Raw genomic sequence first — 19,306 nt, 5'->3', positions numbered from 1 at the left:
CGCGCCTCGTGTTCGGATTCAAGGACGATGGGCGCCAGTTCGCTTCGCGGGCGGCGCACGTCAACAACGTTCTTATGGCGGGCCGATCTTTCGGTCTGCCTTTATGTTTCTCAGGAATAGCTTCGCATGACGACAGTCAACCAGTTGGTGCGCAAATCCCGCAGCCCGAAGGCGTACAAGAGCGCCTCGCCGGCCCTGCAGAGCAGCCCGCAGCGCCGCGGCGTCTGCACGCGCGTGTATACGACCACCCCGAAGAAGCCGAACTCGGCGCTGCGTAAGGTTGCCAAGGTGCGCCTGACCAACGGTTTCGAAGTCATCAGCTACATCGGTGGCGAAGGTCACAACCTCCAGGAGCACTCGGTGGTCCTGATCCGTGGCGGTCGCGTCAAGGATCTCCCCGGTGTGCGTTATCACACGGTTCGCGGCAGTCTCGACTGCGCCGGCGTGACCAAGCGTCGCAAGTCGCGCTCGAAGTACGGCGCCAAGCGCCCGAAGAGCTGAGTAAAGGACAAGAATTATGTCGCGTAAAGGTTCCCATCCCGCCCGTGTGGTCCTCCCGGACCCGAAGCACGGAAGCCAGCTGATCGCCCGCTTCATCAATATGGTGATGAAGTCCGGCAAGAAGTCCGTCGCCGAATCCATCGTGTACGGCGCCCTGCAGCACATCGGTGAAAAGCACGCCGAGCCGGTGCAGCTTGTCGAGAAGGCCCTGGGCAACATCGCCCCGGCCGTCGAAGTCAAGTCGCGTCGTGTCGGTGGTGCTACGTACCAGGTGCCGGTCGAAGTCCGTCCGGGCCGTCGTATGGCGCTTGCCATGCGCTGGGTGATCGACGCGGCGCGCAAGCGCGGCGAGACGTCCATGCCGCGCAAGCTGGCCGCTGAACTGCTCGAAGCCTCGGAATCCCGTGGCGGCGCCGTCAAAAAGCGCGAAGAAACGCACCGCATGGCGGAGGCCAACAAGGCCTTCTCGCATTACCGCTGGTAATTACAGCTCCAGATTGAGGAAAGACCGTGGCACGCACTACGCCCATCGAGCGCTACCGCAACTTCGGCATCATGGCTCACATCGACGCCGGCAAGACCACGACCACGGAGCGCATCCTGTTCTACACCGGTGTCAGTCATAAGATTGGCGAGGTGCACGACGGTGCCGCTACGATGGACTGGATGGAGCAGGAGCAGGAGCGCGGCATCACCATCACTTCCGCTGCCACCACGGCATTCTGGAAGGGCATGGATCGTTCGCTGCCCGAGCACCGCTTCAACATCATCGACACCCCGGGACACGTCGACTTCACCATCGAAGTGGAGCGCTCGCTCCGCGTCCTCGACGGTGCGGTGTTCGTGCTCTGCGCCGTGGGTGGCGTGCAGCCGCAGTCCGAAACCGTCTGGCGTCAGGCCAACCGGTACAAGGTGCCGCGCCTTGCGTTCGTCAACAAGATGGACCGCACCGGCGCGAACTTCTACAAGGTCGTCGATCAGCTGAAGGCTCGTCTCGGCGCCAACCCGGTCGAGATGCAGGTCCCGATCGGTGCCGAAGATGGCTTTGAGGGCGTCGTCGACCTCCTCAAGATGAAGTCGATCATCTGGGACATGGAGTCCCAGGGCATGAAGTTCGAGTACCAGGACATCCCGGCGAACCTCCAGGAAAAGGCCGAGTCGGCCCGTACCGCCATGATCGAAGCCGCGGCCGAGGCCACGGAAGAGATGATGGACAAGTACCTGGGCGGCGAAGAGCTGACCGAGGAAGAGATCATCGAGGGCCTGCGCCTGCGCACGCTCAAGAGCGAGATCATCCCGGTGTTCTGCGGCACGGCGTTCAAGAACAAGGGCGTCCAGGCGATGCTCGACGCGGTCGTCAATCTGCTCCCGTCGCCGCTCGACCGTCCGCCGGTCGAAGGCATCGACGAGGACGAAAAGCCGGATACCCGTCCGGCCAAGGACGACGCTCCGTTCTCGGCGCTCGCGTTCAAGATCATGACCGACCCGTTCGTCGGCGCGCTGACGTTCTTCCGTGTCTACTCGGGCACGCTGAATGCCGGTGACCAGGTGTACAACCCGGTCAAGTCGAAGAAGGAGCGCATCGGCCGCATCCTGCAGATGCACGCCAACGAGCGTCACGAACTGAAGGAAGTCCGCGCGGGCGACATCGCCGCCGCGGTCGGCCTGAAGGACGTCACGACCGGTGACACGCTGTGCGCGCAGGATCACATCATCACTCTGGAGCGCATGACGTTCCCGGAGCCGGTGATCTCGATGGCGGTCGAGCCGAAGACCAAGTCGGACCAGGAAAAGATGGGTATCGCTCTCGGCCGTCTGGCCGCGGAAGATCCGTCCTTCCGCGTCAAGACGGATGAAGAGTCGGGCCAGACGATCATCTCGGGCATGGGCGAGCTTCACCTGGACATCCTGGTGGACCGCATGCGTCGCGAGTTCAACGTCGAAGCCAACGTCGGCAAGCCGCAGGTCGCTTACCGCGAGACGATTCAGGATTCGGACGTCAAGTCGGATTACAAGCACGCCAAGCAGTCCGGTGGTAAGGGTCAGTACGGTCACGTCGTGATCGAGCTGTCGCCGATCACCGATGCTGATCGCGCCGATCCGAAGCTGGTCATCAAGGACGACTTCCTGTTCATCAACGACATCACCGGCGGCGTTATCCCGAAGGAATTCATTCCCTCGGTCGAGAAGGGCCTCCGTGAGACGATCACCAGCGGTCCGCTCGCGGGCTTCCCGGTCGTCAACGTCAAGGTGAAGCTGGTCTTCGGTTCGTACCATGACGTCGACTCGTCGGAAATGGCGTTCAAACTCGCCGCATCGATGGCGTTCAAGCAGGGCTTTGCCAAGGCGAAGCCGGTTCTGCTCGAGCCGATCATGAAGGTCGAGGTCGTGACGCCGGAAGACTATGTCGGTGACGTCATGGGCGACATCAGCCGCCGTCGTGGCATGCTGACCGGTCAGGAAGAGACGCCGTCGGGTAAGACCGTCAACGCGATGATTCCGCTCGGCGAAATGTTCGGCTACGCGACCTCGCTGCGTTCGCAGACCCAGGGTCGTGCGACGTTCACGATGGAATTCGATCATTACGAGCCGGCGCCGAAGAATGTCGCCGACGAGGTCATGAAGAAGTCCTGATCGGGCTTCTTCATAAAAACTTTTAACGATTTTTCAGAGGTTTCAGAGTCATGGCAAAGGGTAAGTTCGAGCGTAAGAAGCCGCACGTCAACGTCGGCACCATCGGTCACGTCGACCACGGCAAGACCACGCTGACCGCCGCGCTGACCAAGATCGGCGCCGAGCGTTTCGGTGGCGAGTTCAAGGACTACGGTTCGATCGATGCGGCGCCGGAAGAGAAGGCACGCGGCATCACGATCTCGACCGCGCACGTGGAATACGAGTCGCCGAACCGTCACTACGGTCACGTCGACTGCCCGGGCCACGCTGACTATGTGAAGAACATGATCACGGGTGCGGCGCAGATGGACGGCGCGATCCTGGTGTGCTCGGCCGCTGACGGCCCGATGCCGCAGACCCGCGAGCACATCCTGCTCTCGCGTCAGGTCGGCGTGCCGTACATCGTCGTGTTCCTGAACAAGGCCGACATGGTCGACGACGCCGAGCTGCTCGAGCTGGTCGAGATGGAAGTTCGCGAACTGCTGTCGAAGTACGAGTTCCCGGGCGACGACACCCCGATCGTTCACGGTTCGGCCCGCCTTGCGCTGGACGGCGACCAGTCGGAAATCGGCGTGCCGTCGATCATCAAGCTGGTCGATGCGCTGGACAGCTGGATTCCGGAGCCGGAGCGCGTGATCGACAAGCCGTTCCTGCTGCCGGTCGAAGACGTATTCTCGATCTCGGGTCGCGGCACGGTGCTGACCGGTCGCGTCGAGCGCGGCATCGTCAAGGTGGGTGACCCGGCCGAAGTGGTCGGTCTGAAGGACACCCAGCAGACGACGGTCACGGGCGTGGAAATGTTCCGCAAGCTGCTGGACCAGGGTCAGGCCGGTGACAACGTCGGCGTGCTGGTTCGCGGCCTGAAGCGTGAAGACGTCGAGCGCGGCCAGGTGCTGGCTGCTCCGAAGTCGGTCACGCCGCACACCGAGTTCGAGGGTGAGGTGTACATCCTTTCGAAGGACGAGGGTGGCCGTCACACGCCGTTCTTCAGCAACTATCGTCCGCAGTTCTACTTCCGTACCACGGACGTGACCGGTTCGATCAAGCTGCCGGAAGGTGTCGAGATGGTGATGCCGGGCGACAACGTGAAGATCTCGGTGACCCTGGGCTTCCCGATCGCCATGGACGAAGGTCTGCGCTTCGCGATCCGCGAAGGCGGTCGTACCGTCGGCGCCGGCGTCGTCGCCAAGATCAACAAGTAAGAAATCGCCGGGGCAGGGTGACCTGTCCGGCTGTTCAAGAGGCGGGAGCGAAAGCTCCCGCTTTTTTTTGGTTATTTTTTGAGCAGGGGCTTCCTTTTCTCCGGCAGACCGGCTATATTCGCCGAGTTATATCAGCCCTAAGTCCTTCGGGACGGGCTCACCGCGAAATGAGGCGCACGGAATGTGCTTCGAGTTCGCAGGCATGGATGCCGCATAGAGTGCCAGCCAGGCCAACGGGCGCGAGCTCTGTTGACCGATGTCGTTGTGTATTCTATACTTTTCTGTCTAGGCAGGCCGTTTATACGGCCTGCCTGACTTTTTCGGGTCGTCCCGGGCGGTGCCACACCGTTCCAGTTCGGCCCGTTGCGACACCCGTAAGTCAGTAACAAGGGTTGTGCGGGGTGGCGAGAAGCCATTCCGAATCACAAGAACGTTCTTTCGATAACAGGACACGGTTTTTATGGCGAACCAAAAGATTCGCATCCGGCTCAAGGCGTTCGATCATCGTCTGATCGATCGTTCGGCCAGCGAAATCGTCGAGACGGCCAAGCGCACCGGCGCTACGGTCCTCGGCCCGATCCCGCTGCCGACCAAGATTGAGCGCTACACCATTCTGGTGTCGCCGCACGTCGACAAAGATGCCCGCGACCAGTACGAGACCCGTACGCACAAGCGCGTTCTGGACATCGTCGACCCCAACGACAAGACCGTGGACGCGCTCATGAAGCTCGATCTCGCGGCTGGCGTTGACGTGCAGATCAAGCTCGGCTGAGCGGATAAAAGGATACGAAGATGAGTATCGGACTGGTTGGCCGCAAGTGCGGCATGAGCCGGCTCTTCACCGAAGACGGCCGCTCGATTCCGGTGACGCTGATTGAAGCGACCCCGAATCGTGTGACGCAGGTGAAGACCGAAGAAAACGACGGCTACAGCGCCGTGCAGGTGACGACGGGTGCCAAGCGCGCCTCGCTCCTCACCTCGCCGCTGAAGGGTCACTACGCTAACGCCAAGGTCGAGCCCGGCCGCGGTCTGTGGGAGTTCCGCGTTTCCGCGGAAGACGCAGGCAAGTACGCGATCGGCACCGAGATCAAGGCTGACGACGTGTTCACTGTCGGTCAGACGGTCGACGTCGCCGGCGTGTCGAAGGGTAAGGGTTTCCAGGGCACCATCAAGCGTCACCACTTCAAGATGGGCGACGCCACGCACGGTAACTCGCTGTCGCATCGCGCCCCTGGCTCGATCGGTCAGCGTCAGACACCGGGCCGCGTGTTCCCTGGTAAGAAGATGTCGGGCCACATGGGCGCGGTCAACCGCACCCAGCAGGGCCTCGAAGTGGTCAAGGTCGATTCCGAGCGTCACCTCATCGCAGTCAAGGGCGCAGTCCCGGGCGCGCCGGGTGGTGATGTCGTGATCCGCCCGACGACCAAGGGCTGAGGAGAGACGCCATGGAACTCAACGTTATTGGCGCCAAGGCGCTCACCGTGTCGGACGACGTGTTCGGCGGCGAGTACAAGAAGGCCCTCGTGCATCAGGTCGTCACCGCCTATCAGGCGGCTGGCCGTGCCGGCACGAAGGCTCAGCTGTCTCGCGGTCAGATGTCCGGTACGACCAAGAAGTTCAAGAAGCAGAAGGGTGGCGGCGCACGCCACGGCGATTACCGCGCCCCGATCTTTGTCGGCGGTGGTGTGACGTTCGCGGCCAAGCCGCGCAGCTTCGAGCAGAAGGTCAACCGCAAGGCTTACCGCGTCGCGATCCGTTCGATCGTCGCCGAACTCAACCGTCAGGATCGCCTGAAGGTCGTGTCCGAGCTGTCGATGGAAGCCCCGAGCACCAAGGGCATGATCGCCAAGCTGGCCGAGCTCGAAGTCAAGGGTCGCGTGCTGCTGGTGTCGGAAGACGCCACTGAAGCGCTGTACCTGTCCGCTCGCAACATTCCGTACATCCACGTCGTCGACGTGCTGGCCCTGAATCCGGTCAGCCTGGTCGGTAGCGACTACGTCGTCATGACGGTGGACGCGGTCAAGAAGGTCGAGGAGTGGCTCGCATGAGCACCGAACGCACGCTTAATACGCTTCGCGCGCCGCACATCTCCGAGAAGTCGGCTCGCCTTGCTGAGAATAACCAGTACGTTTTCGTCGTGGCGCCTGAGGCGACCAAGGCCGATGTCCGTGCAGCGGTGGAACATCTCTTCGACGTCAAAGTCCTGGATGTGAACCTCGTTAACACGAAGGGCAAGGTCAAGTCGTTCCGCTTCCGCACTGGCAACCGCCAGGGCAAGCGTAAGGCCTACGTGCGCCTCGCCGACGGTCATACGATCGACGTGTCGGCCAAGGCCTGAGCCAGGAGTTGAATTGAGATGGCACTGATCACTCACAAGCCGACCTCCCCGGGCCGCCGCGACGCTGTCAGCGTGCGGACCGAAGGTCTGTACAAGGGCGCTCCTTACGCGCCCCTGACCGAATCGCAGTCGAAGACCGGCGGTCGCAACCATTACGGTCGCATCACCACCCGTCATCGCGGCGGCGGTCACAAGCAGGCGTACCGCATCATCGACTTCAAGCGCGACAAGGAAGGCATTGCCGCCGTTGTCGAGCGTCTTGAATACGATCCGAACCGCACCGCGCACATCGCGCTGCTGTGCTACGCCGACGGCGAGCGCCGCTACATCATCGCGCCGAAGGGCGTGGCGGTTGGCGATCGTCTCGTGTCGGGTTCCGACTCCCCAATCAAGCCGGGCAACTGCCTGCCGCTTCGTTCGATCCCGGTCGGTTCCACGATCCACTGCATCGAGATGAAGCCGGGCAAGGGTGCGCAGATCGCACGCTCCGCCGGCGCTTCGGTCCAGCTGGTCGCTCGCGAGCAGGGCTATGCCACGCTGCGTCTTCGCTCCGGCGAAATGCGTCGCGTCCCGGTTGAATGCCGCGCCACCATCGGTGAAGTCGGCAACTCCGAACACAGCCTGCGCAAGCTCGGCAAGGCCGGTAAGAAGCGTTGGGCAGGTATTCGTCCGACCGTCCGCGGCGTCGTCATGAACCCGGTCGACCATCCGCATGGCGGTGGTGAAGGCAAGACCTCCGGTGGCCGTCATCCGGTCTCGCCGTGGGGCACGCCGACCAAGGGCTACAAGACGCGCAACAACAAGCGCACCGAACAGTTCATCGTGCGTCGTCGCAAGTAATTAGGAAACGATCATGCCGCGCTCTCTAAAAAAAGGTCCGTTCGTCGACCTGCACCTCGTGAAAAAGGTGGAAGCCGCCGTTTCCGCCAATAACAAGCGTCCGATCAAGACCTGGTCGCGTCGTTCGATGATCCTGCCGGAGATGGTCGGTCTGACCATCGCCATCCACAACGGCCGCCAGCATGTGCCTGTGTTGATCAACGAGAACATGGTCGGGCACAAGCTCGGCGAGTTCGCGGTGACCCGCACGTACAAGGGCCACGCCGGCGACAAGAAGGGCAAGTGATGAGCACCGAAGCCAAAGCGATCCTGCGCAGCGCCCGCATCTCGGCGCAGAAGGCACGCCTGGTGGCTGACCTGGTCCGCGGTTTGCCCGTGGGCCGAGCCAGCGACGTGCTCGCCTTTACCAACAAGAAGGCCGCTCACCTTGTTCGCAAGGTGCTGCTCTCCGCCGTCGCCAACGCCGAGAACAATCTCGGTGCCGACGTCGACGAGCTGAAGGTCGCACGCATCTTCGTCGACGAAGGTCCGGCGATGAAGCGTATGTACGCCCGCGCCAAAGGCCGCGGTTCGCGCATCCTGAAGCGCACCAGCCACATCACTGTGGTTGTTGGCAACTGACTGGGGTAAGAGACGATGGGTCATAAAGTTCATCCCACCGGTATCCGCCTCGGCATTGCCAAGGACTGGAACTCGAAGTGGTACGCAAACAAGGGTGAGTATGCTGTGTATCTCGCAGCGGACCTGAAGGTCCGTGAGATGCTCCGCAAGAAGCTCGCCGCCGCGGGTATCTCGAAGATCCAGATCGAGCGCCCGGCCAAGACCGCCCGCGTGACGATCCACACCGCCCGTCCGGGCGTGGTGATCGGCAAGAAGGGTGAGGACATCGAGAAGCTGCGTAAGGAAGTCACCGACATGATGGGCGTCCCGACGCACATCAACGTCAGCGAAGTCCGTAAGCCGGAGCTCGATGCCCAGCTCGTCGCTGAATCGATCGCTCAGCAGCTCGAGCGTCGCATCATGTTCCGCCGCGCCATGAAGCGCTCGGTTGGTAACGCGATGCGCCTCGGTGCCCTGGGCATCAAGATCAACGTCTCCGGCCGTCTGAATGGCGCCGAGATCGCTCGCTCCGAGTGGGCCCGTGAAGGTCGCGTTCCGCTGCACACGCTGCGTGCGGACATCGACTACGGCACCGCCGAAGCCAAGACCCAGTACGGCATCATCGGTGTCAAGGTATGGGTCTATAAGGGCGAGATCTTCGATCTGGCGGCAGCTACGGCCGAGTCGAAGGAAGAACAGCAGCCTCAGCAGTCGCGCCGCGACGGTGGTGAAAACCGCCGCGAGCGGACGGCCAAGTAAGGAGCGTTGCCATGTTGCAACCTAAGCGCACTAAGTTCCGCAAGCAGTTCAAGGGCCGCAATGACGGCCTGGCGTTCAACTCCAATCTCGTGAGCTTCGGCGAGTACGGCCTCAAGGCGACGACGCACGGTCAGCTGACCGCACGTCAGATCGAAGCGGCCCGTCGTTGCATCACGCGTTTCGTCAAGCGTGGCGGCAAGCTTTGGATCCGGGTCTTCCCGGACAAGCCGATCACCCGCAAGCCGATCGAAGTTCGAATGGGCGCCGGTAAGGGTAGCGTCGAGTTCTGGGTCGCTCCGATCCAGCCCGGTCGCATGCTTTATGAAATCGAAGGTGTCGACGAGACGACGGCACGCGAAGCGTTCCGTCTGGCCGCAGCAAAGCTGTCCGTCCAGACCCAGTTCGTCTCCAGGGCGGTGATGTAATGGCCAGCAAAGATATCAATCAGAAGTCGGCGGAAGAGCTTAAGCAGGATCTGCTGGACCTTCGCAAGGAGCAGTTCAATCTGCGCATGCAGAAGGGCTCCGGTCAGCTCACTCAGCCGCACCAGCTGCGCCGCGTTCGGCGTGACATCGCCCGCACGAAGTTCGTGCTCGGCGCTAAGAAGTAAGGACGGCGGACATGAGTGATAACACGAAGACGGCGCGCACCCTCACGGGTCGTGTCATCAGCAACAAGATGGACCATACCGTAACGGTTCTGATCGAGCGTCAGGTGCAGCATCCGCTGCTCGGCAAGATCATCCGCCGCTCCACGAAGCTCCACGCACATGACGAGACCGGTGCGAACGAGGGCGACCTGGTGCGGATCGCGGAATGCCGTCCGCTGTCGAAGACCAAACATCACCGCGTGGTCGAAATCGTCACGCGCGCTGAAGTCTAAGGAGAAGAGCAGCCATGATTCAGGTGCAAAGCTCGCTTTCCGCAGCGGACAACAGCGGTGCGAAGGAAATGATGTGCATCAAGGTGCTGGGCGGCTCGAAGCGCCGTTACGCCAGCGTCGGTGATGTGATCAAGGTGACCATCAAGGACGCCATTCCTCGCGGTAAGGTCAAGAAGGGTGAGGTGTACAACGCCGTGGTGGTTCGTACCGCCAAGGGTGTGCGCCGCGCTGACGGTTCCGTTATCCGTTTCGACGGTAACGCGGCCGTCCTCCTCAACAATAAGCTCGAGCCGATCGGCACCCGTATTTTCGGGCCGGTTACCCGCGAGCTGCGCAACGAGAAGTTCATGAAGATCGTCTCGCTCGCGCCCGAAGTGCTCTGAGCGGAGGCCAGACATGAACCGTATCCGCAAGGGTGACAACGTCGTCGTCATCACCGGCAAGAACAAGGGGCAGCGCGGCGACGTGCTGCGCGTCGATGGCGACCGCGTTGTCGTCTCGAACGTCAACCTGGTCAAGCGCCACACCAAGCCGAACCCCCAGGCCAACCAGCCGGGTGGGATCGTCGAGCGTGAGGCCTCGATCCATATCTCCAATGTACAGCTCTTCAACTCCGCCACGAACAAGGGCGAGCGCGCTGGCACCAAGACGCTCGAGGACGGGCGCAAGGTGCGCGTGTTCCGCTCCGGCGAAGTAGTCGACGCGTAAGGAACCGAAGTCATGACCCGTCTTGAAACGTTTTACAAAGAGTCGGTAATGCAGAAGCTCACTGAGCGCTTCGGTTACCAGAATGTGATGCAGGTTCCGCGCATTACGAAGATCACGCTCAACATGGGCGTCGGCGAAGCTGCCGGTAACAAGAAGATCCTCGATAACGCCGTTGCCGACATGACGAAGATCGCCGGTCAGAAGCCGATCACGACGAAGGCCCGCGTGTCGGTCGCTTCGTTCAAGATCCGCGATGGCTGGCCGATCGGTTGCAAGGTCACGCTGCGTCGTGCCCAGATGTGGGAATTCCTGGACCGCCTGATCAACATCTCGCTGCCGCGTACGCGCGACTTCCGTGGTGTCTCGGGCCGTGCCTTCGATGGCCGTGGTAACTACAACTTCGGCGTCAAGGAACAGATCATTTTCCCGGAAATCGACTTCGATCAGGTTGACGCGCTGCGCGGTATGGATATCTCCATCACCACGACCGCGAAGACCGACGAAGAAGCCAAGGCGCTGCTGGAAGCTTTCAGCTTCCCGTTCCGCAACTGATCAACAGGTAGAACATGGCCAAGACCTCGATGGTCGAGCGCGACCTCAAGCGCACCAAGCTCGTCAAGAAGTACGCTGCCAAGCGTGCGGAATACAAGGCGATCGTTCTGAGCGCGACCGCTTCGTACGACGAGAAGATGGAAGCCCAGACGAAGCTGCAGAAGCTTCCCCGTGATGCGAGCCCGTCGCGCCAGCGTAACCGCTGCGCACTGACTGGCCGCCCGCGTGGCGTTTACAGCAAGTTCGGCCTCGGCCGCAACAAGCTCCGCGAAGCCACCATGCGTGGTGACGTCCCGGGTCTGCGCAAGGCTAGCTGGTAAAAAACAGCCTCCGCTCCGGCGGGGGAGGGTGGTCCTGGACAAAACTTGTCCAGGCCGCCTCATGCTGCTATAGTCGTCGGTCTGCGCAATGCAGACCGACGATTTGTCGGCACTACAATTTAAGATTTCCGGTCATACGGATATCGGTACTCTCAAGGGTTTTTCTTATGAGCATGACTGATCCCATCGCCGATCTGTTTACGCGCATCCGCAACGGCCAGGCGTCTGGCAAAGCGGTTGTACGTATGCCGTCGTCGAAAGTGAAGCTGGCCCTGGCCAAGCTTCTTCAGAACGAAGGCTACATCCTCGACGCCCGTACCGCTGACGAAGCGGGCAAGCCGGTCCTCGAGATCAAGCTCAAGTATTTCGAAGGCCGTCCGGCCATTGAAACCATTTCCCGTGTCAGCCGTTCCGGTCTCCGCGTCTACCGCGGCAAGGACGAGCTGCCGAAGGTCCTCGGTGGCCTGGGTATCTCGATCATCTCGACTTCCGCCGGTCTCCTGACCGACGCGCAGGCCCGTTCGAAGGGTCTGGGCGGCGAAGTCATCGGCCAGGTGGCGTAAGGAGTCCCGATATGTCACGCGTAGCCAAGCTCCCCATCACCCTCCCGAAGGGCGTTGAAGTCTCCGTCGCCAATGGCACGGTCTCGGTCAAGGGCCCGAAGGGCACCCTGACGACCCACGAGCTGCCGGGCGTCTCGCTCTCGCAGGACAATGGCGTCCTTACGATCGTTCTGGCCGACGGTGCAGACGACAAGTTCGGCGGCACCGCCCGCGCGATCATCGCCAACATGGTGACCGGCGTGGCCAGCGGCTTCGAGAAGAAGCTCGAGCTCGTCGGCGTCGGTTACCGCGCGCAGCTGGCAGGCAAGGCCGTAAACCTTTCCCTCGGCTTCTCGCACCCGGTCGTGTTCGATGCGCCGGAAGGCATCACCATCGAAGTCCCGACGCAGACGGAAATCCTTATCAAGGGTGCCGACAAGCAGCTCGTGGGCCAGACGGCCGCCAAGATCCGTGCTTTCCGTTCGCCGGAGCCCTACAAGGGCAAGGGCGTTCGCTACGCCGGCGAGAAGATCATCCTGAAGGAAGCCAAGAAGGCCTAATCGGCCTATCCGCTTTCTGGAGACCAGACGATGAACAAGAATACATCCCGCCTGCGCCGCGCCAAGTCGACCCGTGCCCACATCCGTGAGCTCGCCGTCGCCCGCCTGAGCGTGCACCGCACCGGTCAGCACATCTACGCCCAGGTCTTCGCGCCGAACGGCACCGTCGTGGCAGCCGCCTCGACCGTGCAGAGCTCGGTTGCCGAAGGTCTCAAGAGCAAGAAGAACATTGAAGCCGCCACCACGGTGGGTCGCATCGTTGCCGAGCGCGCCCAGGCCGCCGGTATCGAAGCTGTCGCGTTCGACCGCTCGGGTTTCCGCTATCACGGTCGCATCAAGGCTCTGGCCGATGCGGCTCGTGAGGCCGGCCTCAAGTTCTAAGAGGCGTCAGGCCACGGTATCGGTCCTCAGGGACCGGTGCCGCCCGCTGTAACTACAACTCCAAGCGGCGACCGAGCCGTAAACAGAAGTCCCGGCTAACTACCATGCCGGGCTATCAGGAAAAGAGATGTCCTCGACAGATCGCGAAAATTCGGACGGCATGCTTGAAAAGCTTATCGCCGTCAACCGCGTGGCCAAGACCGTCAAGGGTGGCCGCCAGATGAGCTTCACCGCGCTGACGGTTGTCGGCGATGGCGAAGGCCGCGTCGGTTTTGGTTATGGCAAGGCGCGTGAAGTGCCGGTTGCCATCTCCAAGGCCATGGAGCGCGCCCGCCGCAACATGGTGTCCATCGAACTCAACAACGGCACGCTGTGGTACGCCATCAAGGCCAACCACGGTGCGGCTCGCGTCTACATGCAGCCTGCTTCGCAGGGTACCGGCGTCATCGCCGGCGGCGCCATGCGCGCTGTCCTCGAAGTGGTTGGCGTGAAGGACGTGCTCGCCAAGGCTGTCGGCTCGCGCAACCCGATCAACCTCGTCCGCGCGACGATCAAGGGTCTGCAGGCCGTTGCTTCGCCGAAGCGCATCGCCGCCAAGCGTGGCAAGACGATCGAAGAGGTTCTCGGCAATGGCTAAGAAGAATGAAACCGCCGCTGGCGGTACCGTCCGCGTGCGCCTGGTCAAGGGTCTGCGCGGCGTGCAGGGTCGTCATCGTCTGAGCGTCAAGGCCCTCGGTCTCGGCAAGCTCAATGACGTCCGCGAACTGAAGGATAGCCCGCAGGTCCGTGGCCTTATCAACAAGGTCTACTACCTGGTTCGGGTCGAGGAGTAAGTCATGCGTCTTAACGATCTCAGGCCCGGTAAGGGCGCTCGCAAGACCCGTACCCGCGTCGCTCGCGGTATCGGCTCCGGCCTCGGCAAGACGGCCGGCCGTGGTCACAAGGGTCAGCACGCCCGTGCGGGTAACACGCACCGCGTGGGTTTCGAAGGCGGCCAGATGCCGCTGCAGCGTCGTCTTCCGAAGGTGGGCTTCCGCTCGCTGAAGAAGGCCGACACGCAGCAGGTCATGCTGTACCAGCTCGCCGTCATCGAAGCCGACACGATCGATCTGATCGCTCTCCACGCCGCCGGTCTCGTGTCCAGCCGCGCGAAGAAGGTCAAGATTGTCCTGAAGGGTGAAATCAATCGCGCGATCAAGCTCTCGGGCGTGCTTGCGACAGCCGGCGCCAAGGCGGCTATCGAAGCCGCCGGCGGCAGCGTGGAGTAATCAGGTGGCTGCAGCGCAGGGCACAACGCTCGGCTCGCTGGGCAAACTGACGGAACTGCGTCAGCGCATCTTCTTCCTGATCGGTGCGCTGATCGTCTTCCGCCTCGGTTCGTTCATCCCGGTTCCGGGCGTGAATCCTGAGGCGATGACGAGCCTGGTGGAAGGCGGCGGCGGCCTGTTGAACATGGTCAACATGTTCTCCGGTGGTTCGCTGTCGCGTTTCTCGGTGTTCGCGCTCGGTGTGGTGCCGTATATCTCGGCATCGATCGTGGTGCAGATGATGGGCTCGGTCATTCCGTCGCTCATGGCTCTGCGTAAGGAAGGCGAGTCGGGTCGTCGCAAGATGACCATGTACACGCGTTTCGGCACGGTCGGTCTGGCGGCATTTCAGGCTTTCGGTATCGCGGTCGCCCTGCAGAAGCAGGTCGGCGCCAGCGGTCCGGTCGTCTACATGCCGGGTGCCGGCTTCGTCATGGCATCGGTCGTCGGCCTCACCGCCGGCACGATGTTCCTGATGTGGCTGGGTGAGCAGATCACGGAACGCGGTATCGGCAACGGTATCTCGATGCTGATCTTCGCCGGTATCGTCGCAGGTCTGCCGGGTGCCATCGCGCACACGCTGACCATGGCGAACAACGGTGAGCTGTCGGTACTGAAGTTGCTCATGGTGACGGCACTGATCCTGGCGGTGACTGCGTTCGTGGTGTTCATGGAGCGCGCCCAGCGGCGCATCACCGTGAATTACGCGAAGCAGGGCAGCCAGCGCCAGTTCCAGCGCCAGACCTCGCACCTGCCGCTGAAGATCAACATGGCGGGCGTCATTCCGCCGATCTTCGCGACGAGCCTTCTGCTTTTTCCGGCAACCGCCGCGACCTGGTTTGGCTCCGCCAATCAGTCGCGCTGGTTGCAGTGGCTGACCACGGCGCTGAGCCCGGGTGAGCCGGTCCACGACATCGTGTTCGCGGTGCTGGTGATCGGATTCGCCTTCTTCTATACGGCGATCGTGTTCAACTCGCAGGAAACGGCGGATAACCTCAAGCGTTCGGGCGCGTTGATTCCGGGTATTCGTCCGGGTCGCGCGACGGCTGACTACATCGATGGCGTCATGACCCGGCTTACCGGTGTTGGCGCGATTTACATCGTGCTGGTCTGCCTGGTGCCCACGTTCATGCAGAACGCCTGGCACGTACCGTTCTATTTCGGCGGCACTTCGCTGCTGATCGTGGTGGTGGTGGTGATGGACTTCACGGCTCAGGTCCAGGCCCATCTCGTCAGCCACCAGTACGAGAGTCTGCTCAAGAAGTCCAATCTCCGCCGTGGCTGAGATTGGACGATAAGCCCCCAAGTAGGGGAGGCCTTGGCGCCCAGCGCCGCAGGACTTCCCGTTTAGGTTAATTCAGGTTAAAATTGCGCGTTTACCGCGCACGAAACGCATCGGAGACAGTACATCATGGCGCGCATCGCGGGTGTCAATTTGCCAGTCCAGAAGCATGTCTGGGTCGGCCTGCAGAGCATTTTCGGAATCGGCCGTTCGCGGGCGAAGCAGGTTTGTGTGGATGCAGGCGTGGTTCCGACCACGCCCATCAAGTCGCTTAGCGAAGGCGAGGTCGAAAAGATCCGAGCTGAAATCGCTAAGTACACGGTCGAAGGTGACCTCCGCCGCGAAGTCGGCATGGCGGTCAAGCGCCTGATGGACCTGGGTTGCTACCGTGGCCTGCGCCACCGTCGTGGCCTGCCGGTGCGCGGCCAGCGCACGCGTACCAACGCCCGTACCCGTAAGGGTCCGCGTCGTCCGATCAAGAAGTAACGGATACCGATTATGGCTAAGCCGGTTAAAACCAAGAAGAAGATCAAGCGCGTCGTCACGGATGCCGTGGCACACGTGCAGGCTTCTTTCAACAACACCATCGTCACGATCACCGATCGTCAGGGCAACGCCCTGTCGTGGGCGACTGCAGGCGGCGCGGGTTTCCGCGGCTCCCGTAAGTCGACCCCGTTCGCTGCCCAGGTTGCCGCCGAAAAGGCTGGCCGCGCTGCAGGCGACTACGGTGTGAAGACTGTGGAAGTTCGCATCAAGGGCCCCGGCCCGGGCCGTGAGTCGGCCGTGCGTTCACTGAATGCGTTGGGCTACAAAGTGCTCAACATTATCGATGTCACGCCGATTCCGCATAACGGCTGCCGTCCCCCCAAGAAGCGTCGCGTCTAAGGAGCATACCCATGGCCCGTTATCGTGGAGCTACCTGCAAACTTGCGCGTCGTGAAGGTGCCGACCTCGGTCTTAAGAGCCCGGCCCGCGCGCTTGATTCCAAGTGCAAGCTCGAAAACAAACCCGGTCAGCATGGCGCCAACAAGCGCGCCCGTCTTTCCGATTACGCAGTGCAGCTGCGTGAGAAGCAGAAGGTCAAGCGCATCTATGGTGTGCTTGAGCGTCAGTTCAGCAACTACTACACCAAGGCTTCGACCCAGAAGGGCAATACGGGTGAAAACCTGCTGCGCCTCCTGGAAAGCCGTCTCGACAACGTCGTGTTCCGTATGGGTTTCGCGGTCACCCGCGCCCAGGCTCGTCAGCTCGTGGCCCACAAGGCCGTGACGGTCAATGGTAAGAAGGTCAACGTGCCTTCCTTCCACGTCCGTCCGGGCGACGAAGTCTCGCTGACCGAAAAGGCTCGCACTCAGCTGCGAGTCCAGGAAGCAGCGACGGTTTTCGACACGATGGACCTTCGTCCGTCCTGGGTCGAGGTCGACAGCAAGAAGTTCGCAGGCACGTTCAAGGCTGTGCCGGATCGCGGTGATCTGCCGGCCGACATCAACGAAGCCCTGATCGTCGAGCTTTACTCGAAGTAATCTTCACCGGAGCCTTGCATGGCAGTTTCGTCAACTAGTGTGCTGCGGCCTCGTGGCCTCAGCGTCGAGCAGCTTGGAGCGAACCGCGCTAAGGTGGTGGTCGAGCCGCTCGAGCGTGGCTTTGGTCACACCCTGGGCAACGCGCTGCGTCGCGTGCTGCTCTCTTCGATTCCGGGCAGCGCGATCGTCGAGGTCGAAATCGACGGCGTACTGCACGAGTACACCACTCTGGAAGGCCTGCAGGAGGACGTGATCGAAGTCCTGCTGAACCTCAAGGATGTCGCCATCCGTCAGCACAGCGGTGACGAAGTCACCCTGACGCTGTCGAAGAAGGGCAAGGGCGTGGTCACGGCAGGCGATATCGCCGTCGACCACTCCGTTGAAATCGTCAATCCGGATCACGTGATCTGCCACCTCACCAAGGATGTGGCACTGAACATGCGTCTGAAGGTGCGTCGCGGTGTCGGCTACCAGCCGGCCAGCGCCCGCCAGCACCCGGATGACGAGACGCGGCCGATCGGCCGTCTGCAGCTCGACGCGTCGTTCGCGCCGGTCCTGCGCGTCGCTTACGAAGTGGACGCCGCTCGTGTCGAGCAGCGCACCAACCTCGATAAGCTCGTGCTCGATATCGAAACGAACGGCACGATCGGTGCTGAAGACGCTGTCCGCAAGGCGGCTGAAATCATCAACGATCAGCTGTCGGTTTTCGGCGACTTCTCGCGCCGCGAGAGCGATTCGACCAAGGCGGAGAAGGGCGGTTTCGACCCGCTTCTGCTGCGTCCGATCGACGACCTCGAACTGACGGTCCGTTCCGCGAACTGCCTCAAGGCCGAAAGCATCTACTACATCGGCGACCTGGTCCAGAAGACCGAAGTCGAGCTGTTGAAGACGCCGAACCTTGGCAAGAAGTCGCTGACGGAAATCAAGGATGTCCTGGGCGGGCGTGGTCTCGCTCTGGGCATGAAGCTCGAAAACTGGCCGCCGCCGGGCTTGTCGCACGGTATGCAGCTGGGCTGATTCAAACGGGGCGATCGCATTTCGATCGCCCCGATTCTTTGCTCCATCCGGTGGATGCCGTCGCGCACTTCCTCCGGATCTTCAAAGCGGTCCAAAGAGGCCGTGCTCTTACAGCGAGGCGTTATGACAGCCTCGCATCAGCGGGTAACCGCGGGAAGTCGGCTCATCCTGGCCGGCTTTTCATAACAACAGACATAGAGAGTTATCGCCATGCGTCACCAGAAATCCGGTCGCAAGCTCAACCGCACGAGCAGCCACCGCGAAGCCATGTTCAAGAACATGGCCGCGTCGCTGATCAAGCACGAGCTTATCCGCACCACGCTTCCCAAGGCCAAGGAACTCCGTCGTATTGCTGAGCCGCTCATCACGCTCTCCAAGACCGATGGCGTTGCCAACCGTCGTCTCGCGTTTGCGCGTCTGCGCGACAAAGAGGCCGTCGGTAAGCTGTTCGTCGAGCTCGGTCCCCGCTACCTGCAGCGTCCCGGTGGCTACCTGCGCATCCTCAAGTGCGGCTTCCGCCCGGGCGACAACGCTCCGATGGCGTACGTCGAGCTGGTGGATCGCCCGGCCGCCGCTTCGGCTGCCGACGCCGAGTAAGCCTCGCGGCTGAAAGTGAAGAAGCCCCGGCCGGGTAACCTGCCGGGGCTTTTTTTATGCCCGGTGGGCTGTCAGCTACGCAAGTGCTTGATCTATGGTTACAAAAGAAACTTCACGCGCCTACTGACAAGGGCATGCACATCGGGTTAACGTGGGTGTCCCGCAACGCACCAACCCCCCATGGCCCTCTCTACCTTGTCGCTCCGTTCGCGTTTCCTGCTGGGTTTCGTCGTGTGTGCCGGCCTCATGGCCTTCGCGCTCTACGCACAGTACGTCATGCATCTCGATCCGTGCCCGCTGTGCATCTTTCAGCGCATCGCCGTCTGCACGATGGGTCTGTTCTTCCTCATCGGTGGCCTTCACTCGCCGAAGAGCCGGTCGGGGCGTGTCGTCTATGCGACGCTGATCACGCTGGGTGGACTCTGGGGCATCGCTACGGCGGGACGCCATCTCTGGCTGCAATCCCTGCCGGCCGATCAGATCCCCGCGTGCGGTCCCGGCCTGGGTTATCTGTTCGACGCATTTCCGTTCACGAAGATGCTCAAGCTCGCGTTCACCGGCTCGGGTGAGTGCGCCAGGATCGAACCCATCCTCGGCATCCCCATGCCGGGCTGGACACTGCTCTGGTTCGTGGTTCTGATCGTCTGGGCTCTCCTGGCCATCCGCCGCACCGTTCGCTGATTTTCTCGCGCCGCCAAGGCGCCATTACGAAGGCACCGCCG

32 protein-coding genes are annotated in these 19,306 nt (G+C 61.9%); all 32 read left to right on the top strand.

The features are described from left to right. Positions 1 to 126 precede the first annotated feature (126 nt). The 32 genes from rpsL to J2X57_RS08560 all read left to right on the top strand — a co-directional run bounded on the left by rpsL (position 127) and on the right by J2X57_RS08560 (position 19,265). On the top strand, positions 127 to 501 hold the full coding sequence (rpsL, locus tag J2X57_RS08715; protein ID WP_036115505.1) for a 30S ribosomal protein S12: 375 nt from the start codon (positions 127 to 129) through the stop codon (positions 499 to 501). Positions 502 to 517: 16 nt separating this feature from the next. After that, positions 518 to 985 carry a 30S ribosomal protein S7 gene (gene rpsG / locus J2X57_RS08710; protein WP_036115503.1) on the top strand — a complete coding sequence of 156 codons (468 nt, stop codon included), beginning with the start codon at positions 518 to 520 and terminating at the stop codon, positions 983 to 985. Positions 986 to 1,011: 26 nt separating this feature from the next. Then, on the top strand, positions 1,012 to 3,135 hold the full coding sequence (gene fusA / locus J2X57_RS08705; RefSeq protein WP_036115501.1) for an elongation factor G: 2,124 nt from the start codon (positions 1,012 to 1,014) through the stop codon (positions 3,133 to 3,135). A 50-nt stretch (positions 3,136 to 3,185) separates the two neighbouring features. Next, on the top strand, positions 3,186 to 4,376 hold the full coding sequence (gene tuf, locus J2X57_RS08700) for an elongation factor Tu (RefSeq protein ID WP_036115500.1): 1,191 nt from the start codon (positions 3,186 to 3,188) through the stop codon (positions 4,374 to 4,376). A 460-nt stretch (positions 4,377 to 4,836) separates the two neighbouring features. Beyond that, a complete protein-coding gene (rpsJ, locus tag J2X57_RS08695) occupies positions 4,837 to 5,148 on the top strand; it encodes a 30S ribosomal protein S10 (protein WP_014402136.1) in 312 nt (103 codons plus the stop codon). A 20-nt stretch (positions 5,149 to 5,168) separates the two neighbouring features. Further along, the gene (gene rplC / locus J2X57_RS08690; RefSeq protein ID WP_036115493.1) at positions 5,169 to 5,810 is read left to right on the top strand and encodes a 50S ribosomal protein L3; all 642 of its coding nucleotides are present in this window, start codon (positions 5,169 to 5,171) and stop codon (positions 5,808 to 5,810) included. Between the two features lie 11 nt (positions 5,811 to 5,821). Continuing rightward, entirely contained in the window at positions 5,822 to 6,424 is a 603-nt protein-coding gene (gene rplD, locus J2X57_RS08685) for a 50S ribosomal protein L4 (RefSeq protein WP_036115490.1), read from the top strand. Then, entirely contained in the window at positions 6,421 to 6,714 is a 294-nt protein-coding gene (rplW, locus tag J2X57_RS08680; protein ID WP_036115487.1) for a 50S ribosomal protein L23, read from the top strand. Before rplD ends, rplW begins: the two co-directional genes overlap by 4 nt. An 18-nt stretch (positions 6,715 to 6,732) precedes the next feature. Beyond that, positions 6,733 to 7,554, top strand: a complete 822-nt coding sequence (gene rplB / locus J2X57_RS08675) for a 50S ribosomal protein L2 (protein ID WP_036115484.1) — start codon at positions 6,733 to 6,735, stop codon at positions 7,552 to 7,554. Positions 7,555 to 7,567: 13 nt separating this feature from the next. After that, on the top strand, positions 7,568 to 7,840 hold the full coding sequence (gene rpsS / locus J2X57_RS08670; protein ID WP_029213892.1) for a 30S ribosomal protein S19: 273 nt from the start codon (positions 7,568 to 7,570) through the stop codon (positions 7,838 to 7,840). Next, the gene (rplV, locus tag J2X57_RS08665) at positions 7,840 to 8,175 is read left to right on the top strand and encodes a 50S ribosomal protein L22 (RefSeq protein WP_036115481.1); all 336 of its coding nucleotides are present in this window, start codon (positions 7,840 to 7,842) and stop codon (positions 8,173 to 8,175) included. Before rpsS ends, rplV begins: the two co-directional genes overlap by 1 nt. Before the next feature lie 15 nt (positions 8,176 to 8,190). Then, positions 8,191 to 8,913, top strand: a complete 723-nt coding sequence (gene rpsC, locus J2X57_RS08660; RefSeq protein WP_036115478.1) for a 30S ribosomal protein S3 — start codon at positions 8,191 to 8,193, stop codon at positions 8,911 to 8,913. An 11-nt stretch (positions 8,914 to 8,924) separates the two neighbouring features. After that, the gene (gene rplP / locus J2X57_RS08655; RefSeq protein WP_036115475.1) at positions 8,925 to 9,338 is read left to right on the top strand and encodes a 50S ribosomal protein L16; all 414 of its coding nucleotides are present in this window, start codon (positions 8,925 to 8,927) and stop codon (positions 9,336 to 9,338) included. Beyond that, complete coding sequence (gene rpmC, locus J2X57_RS08650; protein WP_036115473.1) at positions 9,338 to 9,523, top strand: 50S ribosomal protein L29; 186 nt, start codon at positions 9,338 to 9,340, stop codon at positions 9,521 to 9,523. The genes rplP and rpmC overlap by 1 nt, the downstream gene beginning before the upstream one ends. Positions 9,524 to 9,534: 11 nt before the next feature. Continuing rightward, positions 9,535 to 9,795 (top strand): 30S ribosomal protein S17, encoded by a 261-nt coding sequence (gene rpsQ / locus J2X57_RS08645; protein WP_036115469.1) that lies wholly within the window; start codon positions 9,535 to 9,537, stop codon positions 9,793 to 9,795. A gap of 14 nt (positions 9,796 to 9,809) precedes the next feature. Then, complete coding sequence (gene rplN / locus J2X57_RS08640; RefSeq protein WP_036115467.1) at positions 9,810 to 10,178, top strand: 50S ribosomal protein L14; 369 nt, start codon at positions 9,810 to 9,812, stop codon at positions 10,176 to 10,178. A 13-nt stretch (positions 10,179 to 10,191) separates the two neighbouring features. Beyond that, entirely contained in the window at positions 10,192 to 10,503 is a 312-nt protein-coding gene (gene rplX, locus J2X57_RS08635; RefSeq protein WP_036115464.1) for a 50S ribosomal protein L24, read from the top strand. A gap of 12 nt (positions 10,504 to 10,515) precedes the next feature. Beyond that, positions 10,516 to 11,055 carry a 50S ribosomal protein L5 gene (gene rplE / locus J2X57_RS08630; protein ID WP_036115460.1) on the top strand — a complete coding sequence of 180 codons (540 nt, stop codon included), beginning with the start codon at positions 10,516 to 10,518 and terminating at the stop codon, positions 11,053 to 11,055. Positions 11,056 to 11,069: 14 nt separating this feature from the next. Continuing rightward, a complete protein-coding gene (rpsN, locus tag J2X57_RS08625; protein ID WP_036115457.1) occupies positions 11,070 to 11,375 on the top strand; it encodes a 30S ribosomal protein S14 in 306 nt (101 codons plus the stop codon). 167 nt (positions 11,376 to 11,542) lie between these two features. Continuing rightward, positions 11,543 to 11,938: a 30S ribosomal protein S8 gene (rpsH, locus tag J2X57_RS08620; RefSeq protein ID WP_036115455.1), complete on the top strand. Its 396-nt coding sequence runs from the start codon at positions 11,543 to 11,545 to the stop codon at positions 11,936 to 11,938. Positions 11,939 to 11,949: 11 nt separating this feature from the next. Next, positions 11,950 to 12,477, top strand: a complete 528-nt coding sequence (rplF, locus tag J2X57_RS08615) for a 50S ribosomal protein L6 (protein ID WP_036115453.1) — start codon at positions 11,950 to 11,952, stop codon at positions 12,475 to 12,477. Positions 12,478 to 12,507: 30 nt separating this feature from the next. Next, a complete protein-coding gene (gene rplR, locus J2X57_RS08610) occupies positions 12,508 to 12,858 on the top strand; it encodes a 50S ribosomal protein L18 (RefSeq protein ID WP_036115451.1) in 351 nt (116 codons plus the stop codon). A gap of 127 nt (positions 12,859 to 12,985) precedes the next feature. Next, on the top strand, positions 12,986 to 13,495 hold the full coding sequence (rpsE, locus tag J2X57_RS08605) for a 30S ribosomal protein S5 (protein ID WP_029213879.1): 510 nt from the start codon (positions 12,986 to 12,988) through the stop codon (positions 13,493 to 13,495). After that, on the top strand, positions 13,488 to 13,691 hold the full coding sequence (rpmD, locus tag J2X57_RS08600) for a 50S ribosomal protein L30 (protein ID WP_036115449.1): 204 nt from the start codon (positions 13,488 to 13,490) through the stop codon (positions 13,689 to 13,691). Before rpsE ends, rpmD begins: the two co-directional genes overlap by 8 nt. Before the next feature lie 3 nt (positions 13,692 to 13,694). After that, entirely contained in the window at positions 13,695 to 14,126 is a 432-nt protein-coding gene (gene rplO, locus J2X57_RS08595) for a 50S ribosomal protein L15 (RefSeq protein WP_309865914.1), read from the top strand. Between the two features lie 4 nt (positions 14,127 to 14,130). Continuing rightward, positions 14,131 to 15,450 carry a preprotein translocase subunit SecY gene (gene secY, locus J2X57_RS08590; protein ID WP_036115442.1) on the top strand — a complete coding sequence of 440 codons (1,320 nt, stop codon included), beginning with the start codon at positions 14,131 to 14,133 and terminating at the stop codon, positions 15,448 to 15,450. Positions 15,451 to 15,576: 126 nt separating this feature from the next. Then, the gene (rpsM, locus tag J2X57_RS08585; protein ID WP_036115440.1) at positions 15,577 to 15,933 is read left to right on the top strand and encodes a 30S ribosomal protein S13; all 357 of its coding nucleotides are present in this window, start codon (positions 15,577 to 15,579) and stop codon (positions 15,931 to 15,933) included. A 12-nt stretch (positions 15,934 to 15,945) separates the two neighbouring features. Next, entirely contained in the window at positions 15,946 to 16,332 is a 387-nt protein-coding gene (rpsK, locus tag J2X57_RS08580) for a 30S ribosomal protein S11 (RefSeq protein WP_007513384.1), read from the top strand. Positions 16,333 to 16,343: 11 nt separating this feature from the next. After that, entirely contained in the window at positions 16,344 to 16,970 is a 627-nt protein-coding gene (rpsD, locus tag J2X57_RS08575; RefSeq protein ID WP_036115436.1) for a 30S ribosomal protein S4, read from the top strand. Between the two features lie 18 nt (positions 16,971 to 16,988). Next, the gene (gene rpoA, locus J2X57_RS08570; protein ID WP_036115434.1) at positions 16,989 to 17,987 is read left to right on the top strand and encodes a DNA-directed RNA polymerase subunit alpha; all 999 of its coding nucleotides are present in this window, start codon (positions 16,989 to 16,991) and stop codon (positions 17,985 to 17,987) included. 210 nt (positions 17,988 to 18,197) lie between these two features. Beyond that, on the top strand, positions 18,198 to 18,584 hold the full coding sequence (rplQ, locus tag J2X57_RS08565; protein WP_036115431.1) for a 50S ribosomal protein L17: 387 nt from the start codon (positions 18,198 to 18,200) through the stop codon (positions 18,582 to 18,584). A gap of 180 nt (positions 18,585 to 18,764) precedes the next feature. Next, entirely contained in the window at positions 18,765 to 19,265 is a 501-nt protein-coding gene (locus J2X57_RS08560) for a disulfide bond formation protein B (protein WP_309865814.1), read from the top strand. Positions 19,266 to 19,306: the final 41 nt, after the last annotated feature.

The sequence above is a fragment of the Luteibacter sp. 1214 genome, assembly GCF_031455395.1.
Taxonomy (GTDB): Bacteria; Pseudomonadota; Gammaproteobacteria; order Xanthomonadales; family Rhodanobacteraceae; genus Luteibacter; species Luteibacter mycovicinus.
Note: the sequence above shows the minus strand (reverse complement) of the source record. Positions and strands in the feature narration are given on the sequence as shown.